Source organism: Pseudoflavonifractor sp. HCP28S3_F10 (assembly GCF_052065415.1).
In the GTDB taxonomy this organism is placed as follows: domain Bacteria; phylum Bacillota; class Clostridia; order Oscillospirales; family Oscillospiraceae; genus Pseudoflavonifractor_A.
In genome coordinates this window covers 235,056-254,164 of the sequence record NZ_JBQHUB010000001.1, presented here as the reverse complement: position 1 = coordinate 254,164, position 19,109 = coordinate 235,056, and the positions used below count along the sequence as shown (strand labels likewise).

The following is a 19,109-nucleotide window of genomic DNA, read 5'->3' as shown; positions in this document are numbered from 1 at the left end:
TGATCGTAAATGAAGCATCTCTTCCTTGTCAACCCCACCGCCGGTCCCTACGACCGCAGCCACGAGCTCACCGTCAAGCTCTCCGACCAGCTGGACGGTCTGGGGCTGGACTGGGAGGTCCAGGTCACCCAGTATCCCGGCCACGGCGCCGCCCTGGCCCGGGCCGCCGCCGAGACCGGGCAGGAGGTGCGCATTTACGCCTGCGGTGGGGATGGTACCCTTAATGAAGCCGCCAACGGTGCGGCAGGCTATGCAAACGCCGCCGTCACCCAGTACCCCTGCGGCTCGGGCAACGATTTTCTCCGTATGTTCGGCCCCGACGCTCCCCGCTTCTACGAGCTGCGGGAGCTGCTGGACGCCGAGGTGGCTCCAATGGACCTGATCGACTGCAACGGCAGGCTCTCTCTGAATATCTGTTCAGTGGGCTTTGACGCCCGCATTGGACTGGGTATGGCCGACTTCAAACGTTTTCCCATGGTCAGCGGTCCCATGGCCTATCAGCTTTCCCTGGTGAAGAACCTGGCTGCCGGCATCAAGCGGCCCTATGAGATCCAGATCGGCGAGGAGCAGTTCAAAGGAGATTTTTCTCTGGTCTGCATCTGCAACGGACGGTACTACGGCGGCGGCTTCAATCCCTCCCCCACCGCTGTCCCGGACGATGGGGAGCTGGAGTTCCTGCTGGTCAAGGGGGTCTCCCGGCTCACTGTGGCCCGGCTGGTAAAGCTCTACGCCGCCGGACGCTCCTGCGATATGCCCAATCTGGTCACCATCCGCCGGGGCGCTTCCATACATATCCGGTGCGACCGTGTCTCCATGGTCAATCTGGACGGCGAGCGTCTGGATGCTTCTGAGCTCTCCATCTCCCTCTCTGCTAAAAAGCTGAACTTCTTTTTCCCACGGGGTGCCTCCTGGCGGCCCGGTTTTCGGACCTAAGCGCTTAAAAAACATGTAATTTAAAGAAAAACCGCGTCCGGGCTTTATTTCAGCCGATTGAGCGAGCTAAACAAAAATTGGCCTTTGAAATTCACAAAAATTTTAAAAATTAGGGCTTGCGTAATTGTACAACTGAGTTTATTATAATAAGCGTGTTAGCACTCCAGTAAAATGAGTGCTAACACGCTTGTCAAGTTTTTAAGAATTATCACATATAAGGAGGAACTCATTATGAAACTCAAACCCCTGAGCGACAGAGTCGTACTGAAGAGCCTGGAAGCTGAAGAGACCACCAAGGGCGGCATCATCCTGACCGCTTCCGCGCAGGAGAAGCCCTCCATGGCCGAGGTGGTCGAGGTCGGCCCCGGCGGCGTGGTGGACGGCAAGGAAGTCGTCATGACTGTCAAGAAGGGCGACAAGGTCATCACCGGCAAGTATTCCGGCACCGAGGTCAAGGTGGACGGCGTGGAGTACACCATCGTCCGCCAGGGCGACATTCTGGCTGTTGTCGAGTAAGATCCGTTCCGCACCGTATTCTGTCAAAACAAATTTCTTTCCGCTCTGTCGGAACCTTTTTAGGAGGTAATTCATCATGTCCAAGATCATCTGCTATGGCGAGGATGCCCGTCACGCTCTGGAGCGCGGCGTGAACCAGCTCGCCGATACCGTTAAGATCACCCTGGGCCCCAAGGGCCGCAACGTCGTTCTGGCCAAGAAGTTCGGCGCTCCCCTTATCACCAACGACGGCGTGACCATCGCCAAGGAGATCGAGCTGGACGATCCCTTTGAGAACATGGGCGCCCAGCTGGTGAAGGAAGTCTCCACCAAGACCAACGACGTGGCCGGCGACGGCACCACCACCGCCACCCTGCTGGCCCAGGCCATCATCCGTGAGGGCCTGAAGAACCTGGCCGCCGGCGCCAATCCCATGGTCATGAAGAAGGGCATCGCCAAGGCCACCGCCACCGCCATCGAGGCCATCAAGGCCAACTCCAAGCCCGTCAACGGCTCTGACGACATCGCCCGCGTGGGCGCCGTCTCTTCCGGCGACGAGACCATCGGCAAGCTGATCGCCGAGGCCATGGAGAAGGTCTCTCATGACGGCGTTATCACCGTGGAGGAGTCCAAGACCGCTGAGACCTACAGCGAGGTCGTGGAGGGCATGCAGTTTGACCGCGGCTATATCACTCCCTACATGGTCACCGATACCGAGAAGATGGAGGCCGTCCTGGACGACGCTTTCATCCTCATCACCGATAAGAAGATCTCCAACATCCAGGATCTGCTGCCCGTGCTGGAGCAGGTGGTCAAAACCAGCAAGCCGCTGCTGATCGTGGCCGACGACGTGGAGGGCGAGGCCCTGTCCACCCTGATCGTCAACCGGCTGCGCGGCACCCTGAACGTGACCTGCGTCAAGGCCCCCGGCTTCGGCGACCGCCGCAAGGAGATGCTGAAGGATATCGCCATCCTCACCGGCGGCACCCTGATCTCCACCGATCTGGGCTATGAGCTGAAGGACGCCACCCTGGATCTGCTGGGCCGCGCCCGTCAGGTCAAGGTTCAGAAGGAGAACACCATCATCGTTGACGGCGCCGGCGCCCCCGAGGACATCAAGGCCCGTGTGGCCCTGATCCGCAACGAGCTGGCCATCAGCACCTCCGACTACGACAAGGAGAAGCTGCAGGAGCGTCTGGCCAAGCTGGCCGGCGGCGTGGCCATCATCCGTGTTGGCGCTGCCACCGAGGTGGAGATGAAGGAAAAGAAGCTCCGCATCGAGGACGCTCTCAACGCCACCCGCGCCGCTGTGGAAGAGGGCATCGTGGCCGGCGGCGGCACTGCCTATGTCAATGCCGTCTCCGCTGTGGAGGGCCTGATCTCCTCCGTCGAGGGTGATGAGAAGACCGGCGTGCGCATCATTGCCAAGGCTCTGACCGAGCCCGTCAAGCAGATCGCCGCCAACGCCGGCATCGACGGCTCCGTGGTCCTGGAGAAGATCAAGGAGTCCGGCAAGGTGGGCTACGGCTTCAATGCTTACAACGAGACCTACGTGGACATGATCTCCGCCGGCATCGTGGATCCCACCAAGGTGACCCGCTCCGCCCTGGAGAACGCCGCTTCCATCGCCGCCACCCTGCTGACCACCGAGTCCCTGGTGGCCGACAAGAAGGAGCCCGCTCCCGCTCCTGCTCCCGCCGATCCCAGCATGGGCGGCATGTACTAAGCGATAGCCGCTAACCCTTGAAATTGCTGGATTTTCTGTAAGTGGTGTGGCTGATCCACACCAGATTTACGCTGATTCAGCGCTGGATAGGCAAAATTGGTCTGAAAAACAGCCTTGATGAAAACTGATGGGTCTTCTTCCGGAGGCCCATCAGTTTTTTGCACCGATCCTGTACAGCTCACCGGCAGGATATCTTACCGTTTCAACTGCCAGAACAGGCGTATTCTTCTCAGGTTCTTCCAATACAGCGTGAAATGCCCCCGGTCCTGCATTTTCTGTGGGACCGGGGGCATCTATGTATTTCATGCACAGTTTCTCAACCGGGCAGCATCCAGCTAAACACGATACCCAAGAACGGTATTACGAACTTCCAAATCAGCAGAGCACTGATGACAACGCCAGCGATGCAGACGAGAGTCAGCAAAAATTTCTTCATAGTCATTCTTCTTTCCTGCAGAATTCGTCCCGGCTGGGATCCTGTTCCCTGGCGGCCTGCTCGTCATTTTTCTCCAGGAAGGCGTCTATGAAGGCATTTTCCACCCTTTTATAGCCGCTCACCACCGTGTCCTCAACGGCCTTATAGGCACTAACGGCAGCATCGCCGGCCTTGCCGGTCTTCAGACCGGCGATGCCCTTGCCGTCCCCGGATTTTTCAAGAAAGGCATCGACGAAAGTATCCTCCACCTTCTTGTAGGCGCCGGCCACAGCGTCACCAATCTTACCAGTTTTCAGCTTGTACCCGCTCACGATTTCCATTTGATGCTCCATCCTTTCTATCTAAATTCAGCCCCTCAGACTGAACAAGGGCTCTCAGAGATTTGTACGGCATCCGCTCCGGTGTCTCATCACAGGCACTCGGTGGCCCGAACCAGCAGAGCATCCAAAGCAGCGGTCTGGGCTTTATCCATTATCGTACTCACGGAGAACTTTCCTTCTTTTCATCGTAAAGTTTTGTCACGTTATATCTGAGAAAAGCGGCGCATGGATCAGCCGCCATGCGCCGCCGGAGGTCACTTGTTCTTCTTGGCGACAGCAGCAATCACAATGACGGCAGCAATGATGATGGCAACGACGATAATCTTGCCCATAGCTTTCACTTCCTTTCGACTGAATTTGAAATGGGTGTATGAAAAAGCAGATCACTTTTTCTTTTTCGCGATGGCAACAACAGCCACAGTACCGGCTGCAACGGCTGCCACAGCGGCAGCTGCAATTTTACCGCTCATATTGGTCCCCTCCTTTCCTCAAGCATTTATTTGGAAAATACCTCCGCATCATGGCATCTCCCTGTTTATTCGCCTTTGACACGGCACATGAGGAATGGATCTGTGTCACTCAGGATGGTTGAATCTTACATGGCATTTGTTTGCGTAATGCTTAAATTATGTTTTTAAAATATTAAAATGTCGAAATGAGCCGCTTTTTCAAGTGAAATCTGGAGTGAAGATGGATTAACCGAACACAATCAAACAAATTGTCGGTTGTCTGAGCCAACTCCTGTTGGCATAATAGAGTCAGCAAAAAGGAAAGGATGTTTCACAATGAAAGCTGCAATATATTACGGGCAGGAAGATGTGCGCATAGAGGAATTGGAAAAGCCGGAAGCCGGCGGCAACGACATTGTCATAAAAAATCTATATGCCAGCATTTGCGGGACAGATGTAGCTGTTTACACCCACGGCCCCAACACAGGACACCGTATTACCGTAGGAAGTGAATTCGGTCATGAAATGGTCTCCGAGGTGGTGCAGGTCGGAAAAAACGTCAAACGAATCAAAGTCGGTGACATCGTTTACCCCTATCCACGTCTGGCAAAAGGCGACCCCAGACGTGCAGGAACAGCAGGCGGCTTTTCAGAATATGTCCTGATCCCCAATGCGGAGTTGGACAAGCAGGTATATGAGATTCCCGCCCAGATCCCGCCGAAAACTGCCTGCCTGATCGAGCCGTTCACGGTTGGCTTCCGGGCCGCAAGACGTTCCTCACCCCAAAAGGGTGAAAACGCCATCGTATTCGGCGCAGGGACCATTGGCATTGCCTCTGCCATCGGCCTGAAATACTTTGGCTGTGATCAGGTCATGATCTGCGACCATTCCGATTTCCGGTTGGAAAAGGCAAGAGCGTTGGGATTTACGGTATGCAACAATGGCCGTGAGGATCTGAAAGGAAAAGCCATGGAGTGCTTCGGCACCGCGCCTTCCCGTTTTGGCCCCACTGCTGATGCGGGGATCTATATTGATGCCGCGGGTGCAGAACCGATCCTGGAGCTGTACCAGTCCATAGGCAAGATCGAGAGCCGAATGGTCGTGGTGGCTGTACGTGCGGGAAGGCGGCCGGTGGATGTGCTGGCAATGACCTATTCCCAACACGCATTGATCGGATCAGGCGGCTATTTCCCCGAAGATGTTAAAGATGTGATAGCAGTCATGGCCAGCGGGAAATGGGATATCGGCTCCATCATTACGGACGAATATCCCCTCTGGCAGCTTCCCCAGGCCATCGAACGCGCCGCTCAGGTGGACGAGGCTCTGAATGTGGTCATCAATTACAGTTTGTCGTAACACAAAAAATCAGCGGCAAAGCGAAGTTTGCTCTGCCGCTGATTCCGTATTGCTGAAAAAGGGACTGCCCCGGACGGACAGCCCCTTTTTTATCACGGATGAACTTAATCGTGGATGCCCTTGGTCAGAGGGATCAGCATCAGCAGGACCACGATACCGATCAGGCCGATGACAATGCCCATGACCATCTTGCTGAACACCATGACCATGCACATGCCGACGCCCAGCAGCAGCGCACCCAGCACACCAACGACAACAGAACCCAGGGTCTTGGCGTTGAGCTTGATGGGAGCCTTGCCCTCCATCCTGCGCCAGATCAGCAGGGTAATGAGCAGGACCACCAGGCCGATGACGCCGCAGACGATGCCCTGCCGGAACATACCCCACTCGGGGAGCATGCACATGCACATACCCAGTGCGAAAAACACGATGCCGATGGTACCCAGGATCAATGCAACGAAATTGCTCTTTTTCATGGTTTACCTCTCCTTATGTATTTGTTATATGATTTTGTTGGTATCCCCTATCAACAGGGTATACTCTACATCGCAATTGTTGGTCCTTTGTTTCTGTTTTGTTTGAGAATTATTAAAATGGATCATTTCCGGCAGGTCAGCTTCCCGGTCACGATCACAGCGGCCGCTGCCATCGCGCCTATCATGATGCTCATGCCGTTCCCTCCTGCCTGTTGTCTTCCCCGATGTTATGATAGCAGCCATTGGCGGGCTGACAAAACATACAGAAGATGTTCTGTAGCTGCATGGCAACAAAGGATGCTATTGAATTGCTTGACTCATGTTTGAAAAATATGAAAAAGGACAACGGCTTGCAAAAGCTGCTGTCCTTTCATGAAATCGGTCAGTGGGGGAGAAGCTGGTGACCACGCTCACACAGGTGGTAAGCCTCCTCCAGCTTTTCCTCAATGAGCGGGTCGATCTGGCGGATCTTCTGATGCAGGCGCCTTTGATAAATAAAGATTGGGGCCACCCATCCGGCAATTCCCGGGGCACCAAACAGGATGCAGGCGGCGATATGCGGCGGCTGAGCCGTAACTGCAAAAACGGAAAGAGCCATAAACACGGTTCCGATCAAGCCTACCGTCAGGGCCAAAATCAGAGGACCAGAGGTCTTGGACCGCTCCAGCGCCTCGATCTCCTGCACGCAGGCGTCGAAGTTGCGCTGGAGCCTGGTCAGCTCCGCCTTGTTGACGATGCGGCGGTCCCGCTTGACCGTGACGGTAATCAGCCCGTGCTCCTGACGCTGCGGAGCATTCGGGTCAACGCTCCAGCCAAAATTCTCATAGCTGTCCAGATACAGGGAGAATTTGTCCTCCGGTGCGGTCAGGTCCTTATATTCATACCCCACAAAGTCGCGGGAGTTTTTTGTGATCTCGTTCATGCTTCCTTCTTCCCTTCCACCGGCAGCCGCACTGTAAAGGCAGACCCCTCATTCAGCGTGCTGGCTACCGTGATCGTTCCCCCGGAGATCTGCAGGATACGCAGCGCCAGAGAAAGCCCCAATCCGTTTCCAACGGTGGAGTGAGAGGTATCACCCTGATAGAATTTTTCAAAGATATGGGACATGGTCTCCGGCGTCATGCCGCAGCCGGTGTCGGACACTGTGACGGTGACGGAATCGGCGTCCGAAGTCTGCTTCAGCCGGACAGTCCCGCCTTCCGGTGTAAATTTAATGGCGTTGGAAAGCAGATTGTTCCACACCAGTTCCATCATTTCACGATCTGCACAGATGGTGGCCCGGTCCTCCGTTTCAAATTCCAGATCAATGTTTTTCTTTTCCCAGGCATCTTCAAACAGCAGGGCGCATCCGCTGAGCTGGGCACACAGATCATAGGGCTGCACCACCGGCTTGATGACCTGATTTTCTATTTTATTCAGCTTCAGAATGTTCATCACCAGGTCAGCCAGACGGCGGACATTCAGCACGATGGCGTCCAGGTACTCTTCCTGTTCTTCCTGCGTGAGGTGATCGCCTTTCAGCATTTGGGCATAGTTGGAGATCACGGCCAGCGGTGTCTTGATCTCATGGGATACATTGGCAATGAAATCGGTTTTCATGGTCTCAATGCTGCCCAGCTCCGCTACCATCTTATTGAAATCCTGAAACATGATGTCCAGATAGTCCAGCTTTTCCGCCGTATGCTGGGCAGGGAGATAGACGGAAAAATCTCCCCGGGCCACCTTTTTCGTGGCTTCCGCCAGCCGCTTCATAGGCTCGTCATAGGTCTTGACCATCTGGTACCGGGTAAAAGCGGTGATGAGAAAGGCCATGGCCATCCAGTACAGCAGGGGGATGACAGTCTGCACAACACTCCCCCTCTGCATTTTGTTGACCAGCACCACCAGTCCCACATGAACGCCGGACATCAGCAGCAGGGAGACCCACAGCACAAAGAACAGGGATACCGGAAACAGGGATTTCTTTGAACAGCCTGGTTTTGTCATTTCAGCACCGCCTTATAGCCCAGCCCCCGGACCGTCCTGATGGTAAAGCCGTCGCAGGCAGAGAACTTGTCCCGCAGCTTGGTGATGTAGACATCCACGGCCCGCAGACTGGTCTCGCTCTCCACGCCCCAAAATTCATCCATCAGCTGAGAGCGGGAGAAGGTGTGGTTGGGATAGGAGAGCAGCTTGTAAAGGATGTTGAATTCCCTTGTAGTCACCGGCACGTCTTCTCCGTTCAGCGCCGCGGTCATAGCGTCGGCATTCAGCGTCAGGTTTCCTACCGTCAGCTTCCGGCTGGACTCGATGTTTGCCCGCCGCAGCAGTGCCCGCACCCGCATCAGCAATTCGCTGAAATCAATGGGCTTGATCATATAATCATCGATCCCGAGATCAAAGCCCTTCTGTTTGGCAGGCAGATCGTCTCTGGCGCTCATGAACAGGATGGGTACCGTCTTGTTGAGCCCACGGACCGTCTTGGCGAACTCAAACCCGTCGATCCCCGGCATCATAATGTCCGAGATAATGAGGTCAAACAGATTCCCATACATGGCGTCATAGGCGCAGGCGCTGTCAGCACTGAGGCAGCCTTTTGCCTCATATCCGCTGTCATTCAGATAAGTACAGACGCTCTGGTTCAGACGTGCGTCATCATCTACCACAAGGATCCGGATCATTTGTGTGTCCTCCTGTTTTTGTCAGCATTGTTTGACGATGAGGTGGTCCTTTGTTCCATCCAGCCGATCCTCCGGAGCATATAGACGCCCAGCAGGGCGGCACAGGCTCCCATCAGCAAACCCAGCAGAGCGTTAACGGCGGGGTCGTGGTTCCCATCATCGGCAAAGGCCAGAATCGCAGATTGGGTCAAAACCAGAGAGATGAGGGATGCCGCCAGATTGATGGTTTTGACAGCGTGGAGCAGCGGTGTCTTATTTTTTCGATTGATGATGACTCCGCGGATATTCAGTCCGATCTCTGTGAAGGTAAATGTGGCGATGGCAAGGGCGATGTATTCGTGATAGACCACCTGTTTCAGATGGTAATAGGCCCAGCCGGAATAGGACATATACAGCAGGCTGGCTCCGATCAGAATGATCCCGGACCAGCGGCAAAAGCGGTACTGGCTCTTTTCATCCTTTCCCCGTATTACGCCTGCCAGAGCGCAGTACCGGGCCAGCACCATGCCCAGCGTGTAGCAGCCGTTGACACAGGCAAAGGCAGACATGGAAAGTACGCCGGATATGATCTTGCCCAGTCCCAGAAAAATATTTCCCACCCCGGAGACCCCGGTCAGATGCAGCGACCGGCTGGCTGCTGTGCTGTATTGAGCCTGTATTTCGCTGCTGCTGGCTTTCAGATATTGAACACCTTTCTTCAGAGGATTTTCTTTCATATTTCACACCCCTGTGACCGTGCTGGTATGTGGACCGGCTTGTACCATAACACACGATTGTTTGAGTTTTGTTAAAATATGAGGGATTCAAAAAATTTTTCAGAGAATTTCCGTTCGAGGCAGGCAGTCCAGCAGGGTCGGACATAGTTCCTCAGGAGATTCGGGGCAGCCATCCTCCACCCACTTCCGGAGGAGCGATGTGAAACCAGCCTGATAAAAGGTGAGATAATACAGCATAGCCCGTTCATCCGTGACTCCGCGCTGCCGGCAATGGGGTTTTACAACGTCTTCCCATAACTGTTCAAATCCCTCTTCCAGTGGGAATTTGACCCGGTGGCGCAGACAGATACGGTAAAAGTTTTGATACTTCTCAATATGGCGAAGAAAATAAATCAGATAATCATGGTGGAATATATTCTGCATCCCGATGCCGCGGGTTTGAAATTCCCCGAAAAGTTCCTGGCGAATCAGGCGCTCTACTTTTGACATCAAATCGTAGATGTCCTCATAATGGGCGTAGAAGGTCGTTCGGTTGATGTGAGCTTCTTTGCAGATATCCATCACCGTGACATCCTTCAGTTCCTGATTTTTCATGAGCTTCATCAGAGCATCCTGCATCCTTTTTTCAGAATCTTTGTACCGCTGGTTGTTTTTTGTGTTCATCGCTCTCTCCTATCAGTACATTAACTCAACAAGGCCAAAAATATTGGCGGTTCATTATCTTATTATATGTTGAGATAATAATGTATACAATAGCACAGATGTCTTTTTCAAAGATCATCCTGCCCGGTATCGATCACAAAAAGGGCGCAGCGCTTATCTTTCCCTGTACGGCAGCGGAGACAAATCTGTTGTTCCCTCTGACTCCATACAGATGAGCCGAGGCATACCGCAGGACGGATGGCAACAGGGAACTCTGCGGGGTGTACTTTTTGTTTGAAGGTGGTACGTACAGCAGCTATTGTGAATGTCCTCTGGCAGATGATCCTGATAAGGCCTGCTGCGATATTGTCGCCAGAAAGAAGTACGGTGACATATGGAGGACTCCCGCAGCGGAAGGACAAACGGAACAGGCAGCGTATGAGCACCTGCTGAATAATAAAAGAACCGGAAATCAAGTCACTGAACTTGATTTCCGGCTTTATTTTTGTTGTAGCCGCAGGCTGTAACCACAACCGGCGGCTAAAGATTTTTATCTTTTTCTAAAAATGAAAGTCAGAATACCGGCAGCCGCTTCAGGACACAGCCGGAAATCCCCGCTAAAAGTTTTATGACGCAGGACATGAGGCTGGCAGTTGAGGCGGTCTCCAAATAGTCCTCCTGTTTTTAGCGGTTGCTTCCCCAATAGATCAGCGCCAGCATACCAGGGCCGGTATGAGAGCCAATAATGGGACCAATGTCTGCAACAGCAATTTCTGCATCGTGGAATTCAGCCAAAACAGTTTTTTTCAGCTGCTGCGCCCCGTCAGGGCAGTCGCCGTGACCGATTATCACCTGCTTGCTGGTGTCCGGTGTCCATCCTGCTTTCATCCGGGCAAGCTGTGCGGCGATGGCCCGTTTTCGACCACGAGGTTTCTCTGTGACAACCAGTTTGCCCGCCTCATCTACGTGCAGCAAAGGCTTTACGCTCAACATCGTCCCCACCACAGCGGCAACAGCTGAAACGCGGCCGCCGTGATGCAGATGGTCGAACGCATCTACCGTGAACCAGTGGCAAACCTGAAGACGGTGTTCCATCACCCAATCCGCCAACTCATGCAAAGAAAATCCTTCTGCCTGTTTCCTGGCGGCCTCGCAGACCAGAAGTCCCTCGCCGACAGAGGCGTCGAGGGTGTCAATACAGATGATCGTTCTGTCGGGATACTCTTTTCGGAGCTCTTCAACACAGATCTGCGCTGACTGATATGTTCCCGACATACCGGAGGAAAAGCACAGATACAGAATGTCTTTCCCTTCTTTCAAGCAGGGCTCAAAGCATTCAAAATATACAGCCAGATTGATCTGCGAAGTTTCTGCAAAGTTTCCCGCCTTTTGCAAAGCATAAAACTCCTCCGCAGAGATCGTCCCATGGGGGCCGTAAGTGTACTCACGGCCCCCGATTTCCACCTGCATGGGAATGACTTCCACCGGAGGCAATCCAGTCATCATAGAACTGCTATGGTCTGCTGTGGCATCCGTGAAGATCTGATAGCTCATTTTATTTGCACTTTCCGCATTTGGCGCATCGCTCGGCCCAAAGTTCATCGGCCTTGGGCTTCCAGGCCTCAGCATAAGGCGTAGTCTTATCGCTCAGATGATCCACGCCCTCCTGATTCATGTAGTCGGTATTGACAGCGCCGGTCTCCTTGACCATCTTGCGGATTCGCTCCGGGTTTTCCAGCATAGGACAGGGCCGGAACATATTCTCGTTGAAGGGCTGATTGTCATGGTAAGCCATGAACAGAGGGCTCTTCAGCGCGTCCAGCAGGCTGACGTCATGGATATTGCAGTTGGAATAGTGAATGAACACACAGGGCTCCACATCGCCCTTGGCATTGATGTGCAGATAACGGCGGCCGCCGGCAATACAGCCGCCGACAAACTCGGCGTCATTCTGGAAATCCATGGAGAAGATGGCTTTGGTGCTGCGGTACTCCCGAATGCGGCGGTACACGGTCTCACGCTGTTCGGGGGTAGGCAGTAGTTCGGCAGCGGCGTCGTTGCCCACCGGCATATAGTGGAAGAACCACACGAACAGAGCACCGGAGTCGATCATGTAATCGAAAAATTCCTCGCTGGAAATGTCGGCATAATTCCGGCTGGTGTAGCAGGCAGAGATACCGAAGGGCAGATTATGCTTCTTCAGCAGCTGCATAGCGTCAGCCACCTTCTGATAAATGCCATCGCCGCGGCGGGAATCATTGGCTTCTTCAAAGCCCTCCAGCGAAATGGCGGGGACAAAGTTCTTCACCCGCAGCATCTCCCGGCAGAATTCCTCATCGATCAAAGTGCCGTTGGTGAAGGACAGGAACTCGCAGTCCGGGTGCATCTCACAGATTTTGATCACATCTTTCTTGCGAACCAGGGGCTCACCGCCGGTGTAGATATACATATATGTGCCCAGCTCTTTGCCCTGGCGGATGATAGAGTCAATGTCCTCCAGACTCAAATTCAGCTGATGGCCGTATTCGGCAGCCCAGCATCCGGTACAATGCAGGTTGCAGGCAGAGGTAGGGTCAAGCAGGATGGCCCAGGGAACATTGCAGCCTTCCTTCCTTGACCATTCCTCCTGGGTGGCGCTGCCTTTCAGGCTGGCATTGAGCAGGAAGTTCTGGAGAAAGGCTTTGCGTACACCGGGGTCCAGCTCGTACAGCTTGAGGATCAGCTGATACCAATTGCCCTTTTCGTCGATGACCGTTCGGATTGCATCGCGTTGGCTCCCGTACCAGCCGTCGGGAGAGCATTTGTCCACCAGAGCCATCAGTTTGGGGATGTTCTCCTCGGGGTTGCCTTCGATGTATTTGAGAGCCTGGTTGACTGCAAAATTCTGCATGGTGTCTTTGATGCTGCTCATAGAGATCTTCCTTTCTGATATGTCTATGTCATGATATTTTTCAGAAAATCAACTTGAGCAAATTATAGGAGCGCACCGCAGAAAAATCACGGGACAGGTGAATATTGCTGTCCCAAAATGCGACAAAAAGGAAAACTGTTACCTTTTGGGACACAATGGGCCGTTTGTCCCTTGAGGAATGCTGTCAACACAGATATCCTTTTATTCGTATATTTATCCAATCGGCATTTGGAACAAAGATGGCAATTATTACGAAAGAAGGAACCTCTATGGAAAATGCCACTTCACGGGCAATTATTGAAACAGTAGTTCGCAAAGCCATCCGGGATATCAGCGATTCGCCAAGACGAAGCACACGGAATCTGGTTGATATGGCACTGAATTTTGCCGAAGGAAGGTTCCAGAAATATTTTTTCCGGTCTGCGCAAAAGATGCTGAAGAACGAAAACAGCCGCTATTACGATCTGGTCTATGATGCTGTAACACACATCGATACGGACCGCATCGTCACATTTGGCATAAATCTTGGGTACAACAGCTGCACGTCAGGAGCAAAAACGATCCGCAAGATCGAGGAAGAGCAGGGATATCATGTGCCCTGGTCGGTCACATTCATGATGGACCCGCAACAATATTTGGCGCATCAGGAAGCATATCAATCTGCAGTCACACAGGGCAAGCAGATGGGAATATACACATGGCAGATGTGCGCCGGAGAAAAGCCCGAGATCCTTCTTCCCTTGGTGAAAGCACATGCGGATTGCGCCTTCATTCTTCTCTGCGATCCCCGGGACATTACACAGACGTTTTTAGACGAAATAAGCCCGCTGAACAATGTTATGCTGACCCTGCGCTTGGACTACGATACAGCCGGTGTATGTCAAATGCTGCGGGAAAGAAAGCTTCTGTATTCCGTGTATTTTGCTTACACCGCAGAAGATGAAGCGCAGATCTCCAGTGGGGACCTGTTCTATAGCGCCGAACAAATGCACCCTTTCTTTACTGCGCTCACAGCGGCGAGAGGCTGCCCCGTTGAAACGCGCGAACAGGTCTATGCCGACGTCTGTGCTCTGCGCGCTGAACAGGCAGTCCAGACCGTTCCATGGGAGCTCACTTACGATTCCAGTATGATCGACGGCGTGATCTCTACCGAGCCTTGCACCGTAGCCTTCAATTCCGACGGATATCTTCACAACTGGCATACAAGAGAGGAAGCAACTGCGTACAATTTGTTCAGCAGCGACTTGAAGACTCTGTTCAAAAAAGCACTGCCCAAACACAGCCAAAACTGTTGATGGAACACAGCCGCTTCAGCAAGTCGAGCAGACAATCGAATTGGTGGGGATCTCATTTAAAAGAGCGGGATCCGCGCTTTACATATAGTAAGTATTATGGTAATTCAGAATTAAGATAGGAAAAAGGTGAAGGGTACCGTTTAAACGGGCCTTCACCTTTTGCGTCATATCACATTTTCTTCTTTCAGCTGATTGAGGCGATCCAGGAAAAGCTGCATACAGAGTCTGACCTGTTCCACAAACTCCCCGACGGGCATCGGTTCTTTGTCCTGCAGCCATCGCTGCACCGCCATGACCAGTGCATCGGAAAAGAAGTTGGCTTGCAACTCTCTGGCCTTATCAGAGAAAAACACACCCTCCATGCGGTAGGCGATCGCAGGTCTCACGACCTCACTGAAATGGTCATAAAAAGAATTCTGCCCCGATACATTCAGTACCTTGCGATAGAAATTGTGGTTGGTATAAAAATACTGACAAATACCGGCGACCCTATCCCAGTAGTTGTCATAATCTTTTTTCACGGCCACCGCAATGAACTCTGTATCAAAGATCCAATTGACCAGATCATATTTATCCTTGAAATGGTAATAAAAACTCTTGCGGTTCATATCGCACTTCTCACAGATATCCGCAACGCTGATTTTGGAAAATGGTTCGGTCACTACCAGTTCCTTCAGGGCATTCGCCAATGCCCGTTTTGTGATACCGGAGTCAGGCAATTTTGTCACCCCGCTTTCGTCATAAGCATCCAAGATGCTCCAGCAAGATCTTCACACCCATGAGAATCAAAATAATGCCGCCTGCCAATTCTGCTTTTGAACGATACCTTTCTCCAAACTGATTTCCGATCTTAACGCCCACAGCAGACAGGAGAAATGTGATCACGCCGATCACAGCGATGGCCGGAATGATCCCGACTTCCAGAAACGCAAACGTCACCCCGGCGGCAAGCGCATCGATGCTGTCCGCAATCGCCAGGGGGAACATCACTTTCGCGGAAAATGAGGCGTCCAGCGGTTTTGACTGTTCTCCGGACTCCCTGATCATCCCGAGGCCAATCAGTCCTAACAGAATGAATGCGACCCAGTGATCGATTTGCTCGATAAGCGACTGGAATCCGGTCCCCAATGCATAACCCAACAGCGGCATGAGGGCCTGCGCTCCACCGAACCAAAGGCCTGTACATAAAAGGTGCTTCATCTCCAACCTGCCCACGGACAGACCTTTGCAAATTGCGATCGCAAACGCATCCATAGACAGTCCTACTGCAATCATCAGCAATTCTCCTAATCCCATACATCATGACTTCTTTGACGGTTTTCGACAACGGAGGATATAAAAATGCGAGACCCACCCGCTGCCGCAGATAAATCTCGCCATTTAAGATGAGGCCAGGATACACTCCAGTCTGTTGACTTCATCACACAAAGCTGTGCTGACTACTCCCTTATTTCTTTTTAATATAGCAAAAGGAGCACTAAAAATCAACGCCGCCGGGGAAAACTCTTTGGGACAATTTTGTCTTTTTGTCCCAAAATGTAATAGTTTGGACTCAGTGAGTAAAAGTTGGGCAGCAGGAAAAACTGTCCCACGAAAAGCGTTTGCGCCCGGAATATACTGCTTTATAAATTGACGCTGAGGCTGCCTGCACCATTATTTTCGCAGCCTGCTCCCATGCGGTCAGCCAACGTAAATGATCTTCTCCAAATCAGGCTGATGGGGTGCTTTTGCTGCCGCGGCGTTGCCAAAACGGATTTAAACTCTGAATGCCCAGTGAAAAAACTGCTCAATATCTTTTCGGGCAAGTGGCATATCCGCATTATTTTTGAATTAACAAAAGTGGATACGATACGTTTTGGTGCATTAAAAAAGCGCATCGGCGATATCACCAACACCATGCTCGCAAACACATTAAAAGAGTTGGAGCAGGAGGGGATCGTTTTAAGGGCGCAATTCAATGAAATCCCTCCCCACGTGGAATATTCTCTCTCTGACAGCGGAAAAGAGTTGTATCCCATTTTTTATGAAATGGCTTTGTGGGGAAGCAAATATTTATAAATCGACATGAGGCGAATGGAATGGGGTATCATGACCATCAGTTCCACAGCAGTATACGGAAAAAGAGCGCACATCGACGCTGACGAAGCGTAAAGTACCTTCCGGGTCCCGGCTGTTTATGACGGCGGCCTGGTCCCATCTCCGCGTTTACCGATTCTGTGACCGGCATCTGTTGCGGCTTCCTGTTCCATCAGGGACAGCCGGATGGCCATGTCCCCATGGCGGCTACGGTCATCCTGGGCATTGGATGTTTGCAGGTGTCTATCATAATGCGTACTGAACAAAGCTGTAAGCCTTGAAAGCCAAGGCTTACAGCTTTGTTCGGGTGCAAGGTTTTTGGGCAAAACTGCCCGAAAAATAAAAATGTGCGCCGGTCCCCGTTAAGGCGGAAACCGGCGCACGTTTTTTGATGTATGGGAGCGTTTACTCCGCCGCGGGGGCGGACAGATTGGCCTTAAGGGCGGTCACCTGCTCAGCGGTCATACCGTGGGCGGTGAGGTAGCTCTCGGCAGCCTTCTGCAGGTCCACCTGGCCCAGATCGGCGGACTTATCCACACCGGCGATGGCCCGGAGCATGCCCATGATGTTGTTATTGACGATGAGATCATACTTCTCGCCGTCACCGGCCTTGGTGACGCCGTAATAGTTCTCATAGGACACCATGTAGTCGGCCACCACTTCCTCCAGGGAGGCGCCCATCAGGCACTCCAGCAGGGCGGAGGTGAAGCCGGCCCGGTCCTTGCCCTCGGTGCAGTGGACCAGATAGGGGCCCTTCAGTTCGGAGAGGCGGGCCAGGCCGCCCGCCAGCGTGTCACCAAAACTGTCGGAGGAGTAGTCCACCGGCATGCCCAGGGCAATGACCTTGCCGTCCTCATAGAGGCTCTTGTAGTACCCGGAGGCAAAGCCCTCCCCGGCGATGTAGCCCTGGATCTCCTCGTCGGTATCGGCCAGGTTGAGGACAGCGGCTACGCCGGCCTTCTCAATGAGGGCGTCGGCATAGGCGGCGCGGCCGTGCTCGTTGCTCACGGGGCTGGCGGAGCGGACCAGGGCGCCCTCGCCCAGATCGCCCACCGAGACCACCCGGAAGTTGGCAAAGATCTCGTCGCTGGCGTAGTCGCCGCGCTCATCGGTATAGACCAGGGAGTTGAGCTCCTGGGCGGCCTTCTCGCCGCCCTTGACCGCCATGGAGACGGCGGCCACGCTGCCGGGAGCCACATTGGCCACCACATTCAGCTTGCCGTAGTTGATGCACACAGCGATGTTGGTGTGGCCGGGATAGGCGCGCAGCATGGGCTCGCCCTTGGCTACATAATAGCCGTCAAAGAAGGGGATCCCTTTGAGCTCATAGCCGTTGTCGAAGGTCACGTTGACCGTGTCGCCCAGCTCGAAACCGGCCTTCTCAAAGTCCTCGATGGTGATGTCCAGCACAGCGTGGCCGTACTTCTCGATCTCTTTCACAGCGCCCATCCGGGGAGCGCGGCTCATGTCATAGGTGGAGTCAAAGACCGCGCCGTTGACCACCCACACGTCGGAGAAGTCGGGCTTGCCGTCCTTGTTGCTGCACACCAGATAGTCGCCGGAGCCGTGGGGCACGCCGGTGCGGTTGGCGTAGAGCACGTCGCCCCAGGCAGTGTCCACCTGTACCGCGGTGCCGGCAGGCACATAGCAGGCGAAGTTGGCGTCGGGATTGGCCTTGGTCTTCAGGTCGATGTAGGTATCCTTGCTGTCAGTGAAATCCTCGGCGGTGAGGGCGGAGCCATCGGCCTTGGTATAGGTCTTGAGAACCTTCTCCAGCTTGGTCACCCACTCCTCGCCCACGGTGCCCTTGAGGATCACGCTGACGCCATCGTCGGTAACGGTGTAGTCCACATCCTCCAGCTCATTGTGGATGTGGGTCTCGGCAGATACTATCTTGCCCTGGATGGTGTACTCGGTCTTGCCGGTGAGGAAGAACTGGTCCTCATGCTCCTTCAGGTAGTCGGCCATGGACACGATCTCCATGCCGGTGAACTGCTTGAGCATCTGGGCCAGCTCGGCGCGCCGGGCAGTACCGGCGGGGTTCAGGCTGCCCTTGCTGTCGCCGCTGAGGACGCCGGTGTTGACGCACCATTCCATGCCCTCCATGGCCCACTCGGGGATAGCGGCATAGTCAGGGGCGCTCTCGGTCTTGCCGTGGTCGGCGCCGGCGGGCAGATGGGCCGTCTCGGCATACCGGGCCAGGATAGCGGCGATCTCCATGCGGGTGATGGCCCGGTCGCCGGCAAAGGTCTTGTCCGCGGGGACGGCGGCCAGGCCCTGGGCCTCGGCCCAGGCGGCGGCAGCGGCGTACCACTTGCCCTCCACGTCCACGAAGCTGGTCTCACCGGCCTCGGGCTTGCCGGCCAGGTTGTACAGGGTCTGGAACACAGTGCCCCGGGTCACAGTGCCGTCGGGGGAGAATTTGTCCGCGCCGGTACCGGCCATCAGGCCCTTCTCCGCCGCGTAGGCCACGGCAGGGGCATACCAGGCGTCCTCCGCCACATCGGCAAAGCCCTTGCCCTCGGCAGCCAGGGCGGGAGCGGCCATGGAGAGCATCATCGTGCCCGCCAGGGTCAGGGACAGGATCTGCTTCTTCATACTTTACGCACCTCATTCCT

General features: G+C 53.9%; 19 protein-coding genes. 7 read left to right on the top strand and 12 right to left on the bottom strand.

All coding sequences use genetic code 11. The annotated features are described in order from the left end of the window. Positions 1-9 precede the first annotated feature (9 nt). The 3 genes from ACTNBZ_RS01275 (at position 10) to groL (ending at position 3,154) form a co-directional block, all read left to right on the top strand. The gene (locus ACTNBZ_RS01275) at positions 10-933 is read left to right on the top strand and encodes a diacylglycerol/lipid kinase family protein (RefSeq protein ID WP_441207822.1); all 924 of its coding nucleotides are present in this window, start codon (positions 10-12) and stop codon (positions 931-933) included. A 231-nt stretch (positions 934-1,164) separates the two neighbouring features. Next, positions 1,165-1,449: a co-chaperone GroES gene (locus ACTNBZ_RS01270; protein WP_441207821.1), complete on the top strand. Its 285-nt coding sequence runs from the start codon at positions 1,165-1,167 to the stop codon at positions 1,447-1,449. Positions 1,450-1,525: 76 nt separating this feature from the next. Then, positions 1,526-3,154: a chaperonin GroEL gene (gene groL, locus ACTNBZ_RS01265; RefSeq protein ID WP_441207820.1), complete on the top strand. Its 1,629-nt coding sequence runs from the start codon at positions 1,526-1,528 to the stop codon at positions 3,152-3,154. A 438-nt stretch (positions 3,155-3,592) separates the two neighbouring features. Here groL and ACTNBZ_RS01260 read toward each other — a convergent pair whose 3' ends face one another. Beyond that, positions 3,593-3,910: a hypothetical protein gene (locus ACTNBZ_RS01260; RefSeq protein ID WP_441207819.1), complete on the bottom strand. Its 318-nt coding sequence runs from the start codon at positions 3,908-3,910 to the stop codon at positions 3,593-3,595. A 225-nt stretch (positions 3,911-4,135) separates the two neighbouring features. Between ACTNBZ_RS01260 and ACTNBZ_RS01255 the strand changes: the two genes are divergently transcribed. Further along, positions 4,136-4,459: a hypothetical protein gene (locus ACTNBZ_RS01255; RefSeq protein WP_441207818.1), complete on the top strand. Its 324-nt coding sequence runs from the start codon at positions 4,136-4,138 to the stop codon at positions 4,457-4,459. 236 nt (positions 4,460-4,695) lie between these two features. Continuing rightward, positions 4,696-5,715, top strand: a complete 1,020-nt coding sequence (locus ACTNBZ_RS01250; protein ID WP_441207817.1) for a zinc-dependent alcohol dehydrogenase — start codon at positions 4,696-4,698, stop codon at positions 5,713-5,715. A gap of 104 nt (positions 5,716-5,819) precedes the next feature. Here ACTNBZ_RS01250 and ACTNBZ_RS01245 read toward each other — a convergent pair whose 3' ends face one another. The 8 genes from ACTNBZ_RS01245 to ACTNBZ_RS01210 all read right to left on the bottom strand — a co-directional run bounded on the left by ACTNBZ_RS01245 (position 5,820) and on the right by ACTNBZ_RS01210 (position 13,120). After that, positions 5,820-6,191, bottom strand: coding sequence for a hypothetical protein (locus tag ACTNBZ_RS01245; protein ID WP_441207816.1), 372 nt, complete (start codon positions 6,189-6,191; stop codon positions 5,820-5,822). 382 nt (positions 6,192-6,573) lie between these two features. Next, positions 6,574-7,113: a hypothetical protein gene (locus ACTNBZ_RS01240; RefSeq protein WP_441207815.1), complete on the bottom strand. Its 540-nt coding sequence runs from the start codon at positions 7,111-7,113 to the stop codon at positions 6,574-6,576. Next, positions 7,110-8,177: a HAMP domain-containing sensor histidine kinase gene (locus ACTNBZ_RS01235; RefSeq protein WP_441207814.1), complete on the bottom strand. Its 1,068-nt coding sequence runs from the start codon at positions 8,175-8,177 to the stop codon at positions 7,110-7,112. The genes ACTNBZ_RS01240 and ACTNBZ_RS01235 overlap by 4 nt, the downstream gene beginning before the upstream one ends. Next, positions 8,174-8,851 (bottom strand): response regulator transcription factor, encoded by a 678-nt coding sequence (locus tag ACTNBZ_RS01230; RefSeq protein ID WP_441207813.1) that lies wholly within the window; start codon positions 8,849-8,851, stop codon positions 8,174-8,176. The genes ACTNBZ_RS01235 and ACTNBZ_RS01230 overlap by 4 nt, the downstream gene beginning before the upstream one ends. After that, positions 8,848-9,567, bottom strand: coding sequence for a hypothetical protein (locus ACTNBZ_RS01225; protein WP_441207812.1), 720 nt, complete (start codon positions 9,565-9,567; stop codon positions 8,848-8,850). The genes ACTNBZ_RS01230 and ACTNBZ_RS01225 overlap by 4 nt, the downstream gene beginning before the upstream one ends. A gap of 99 nt (positions 9,568-9,666) precedes the next feature. After that, positions 9,667-10,230, bottom strand: coding sequence for a TetR/AcrR family transcriptional regulator (locus tag ACTNBZ_RS01220; protein WP_441207811.1), 564 nt, complete (start codon positions 10,228-10,230; stop codon positions 9,667-9,669). A 663-nt stretch (positions 10,231-10,893) separates the two neighbouring features. Beyond that, positions 10,894-11,763: a DegV family protein gene (locus tag ACTNBZ_RS01215; protein WP_441207810.1), complete on the bottom strand. Its 870-nt coding sequence runs from the start codon at positions 11,761-11,763 to the stop codon at positions 10,894-10,896. 1 nt (position 11,764) lies between these two features. Then, positions 11,765-13,120 (bottom strand): radical SAM protein, encoded by a 1,356-nt coding sequence (locus ACTNBZ_RS01210; RefSeq protein WP_441207809.1) that lies wholly within the window; start codon positions 13,118-13,120, stop codon positions 11,765-11,767. A 269-nt stretch (positions 13,121-13,389) separates the two neighbouring features. Between ACTNBZ_RS01210 and ACTNBZ_RS01205 the strand changes: the two genes are divergently transcribed. Then, positions 13,390-14,415: a hypothetical protein gene (locus tag ACTNBZ_RS01205; RefSeq protein ID WP_441207808.1), complete on the top strand. Its 1,026-nt coding sequence runs from the start codon at positions 13,390-13,392 to the stop codon at positions 14,413-14,415. Between the two features lie 164 nt (positions 14,416-14,579). Here ACTNBZ_RS01205 and ACTNBZ_RS01200 read toward each other — a convergent pair whose 3' ends face one another. Both ACTNBZ_RS01200 and ACTNBZ_RS01195 read right to left on the bottom strand, forming a co-directional pair. Beyond that, positions 14,580-15,167 (bottom strand): TetR/AcrR family transcriptional regulator C-terminal domain-containing protein, encoded by a 588-nt coding sequence (locus ACTNBZ_RS01200; protein WP_441207807.1) that lies wholly within the window; start codon positions 15,165-15,167, stop codon positions 14,580-14,582. Continuing rightward, a complete protein-coding gene (locus tag ACTNBZ_RS01195) occupies positions 15,154-15,711 on the bottom strand; it encodes a manganese efflux pump MntP (RefSeq protein WP_441207806.1) in 558 nt (185 codons plus the stop codon). Before ACTNBZ_RS01195 ends, ACTNBZ_RS01200 begins: the two co-directional genes overlap by 14 nt. A gap of 378 nt (positions 15,712-16,089) precedes the next feature. On the opposite strand from ACTNBZ_RS01195, the gene ACTNBZ_RS01190 reads away from it, so the two are divergent. Beyond that, on the top strand, positions 16,090-16,473 hold the full coding sequence (locus ACTNBZ_RS01190) for a winged helix-turn-helix transcriptional regulator (protein WP_441207805.1): 384 nt from the start codon (positions 16,090-16,092) through the stop codon (positions 16,471-16,473). Positions 16,474-16,896: 423 nt separating this feature from the next. Here ACTNBZ_RS01190 and ACTNBZ_RS01185 read toward each other — a convergent pair whose 3' ends face one another. Further along, positions 16,897-19,089, bottom strand: coding sequence for an S-layer homology domain-containing protein (locus ACTNBZ_RS01185; RefSeq protein WP_441207804.1), 2,193 nt, complete (start codon positions 19,087-19,089; stop codon positions 16,897-16,899). Positions 19,090-19,109: the final 20 nt, after the last annotated feature.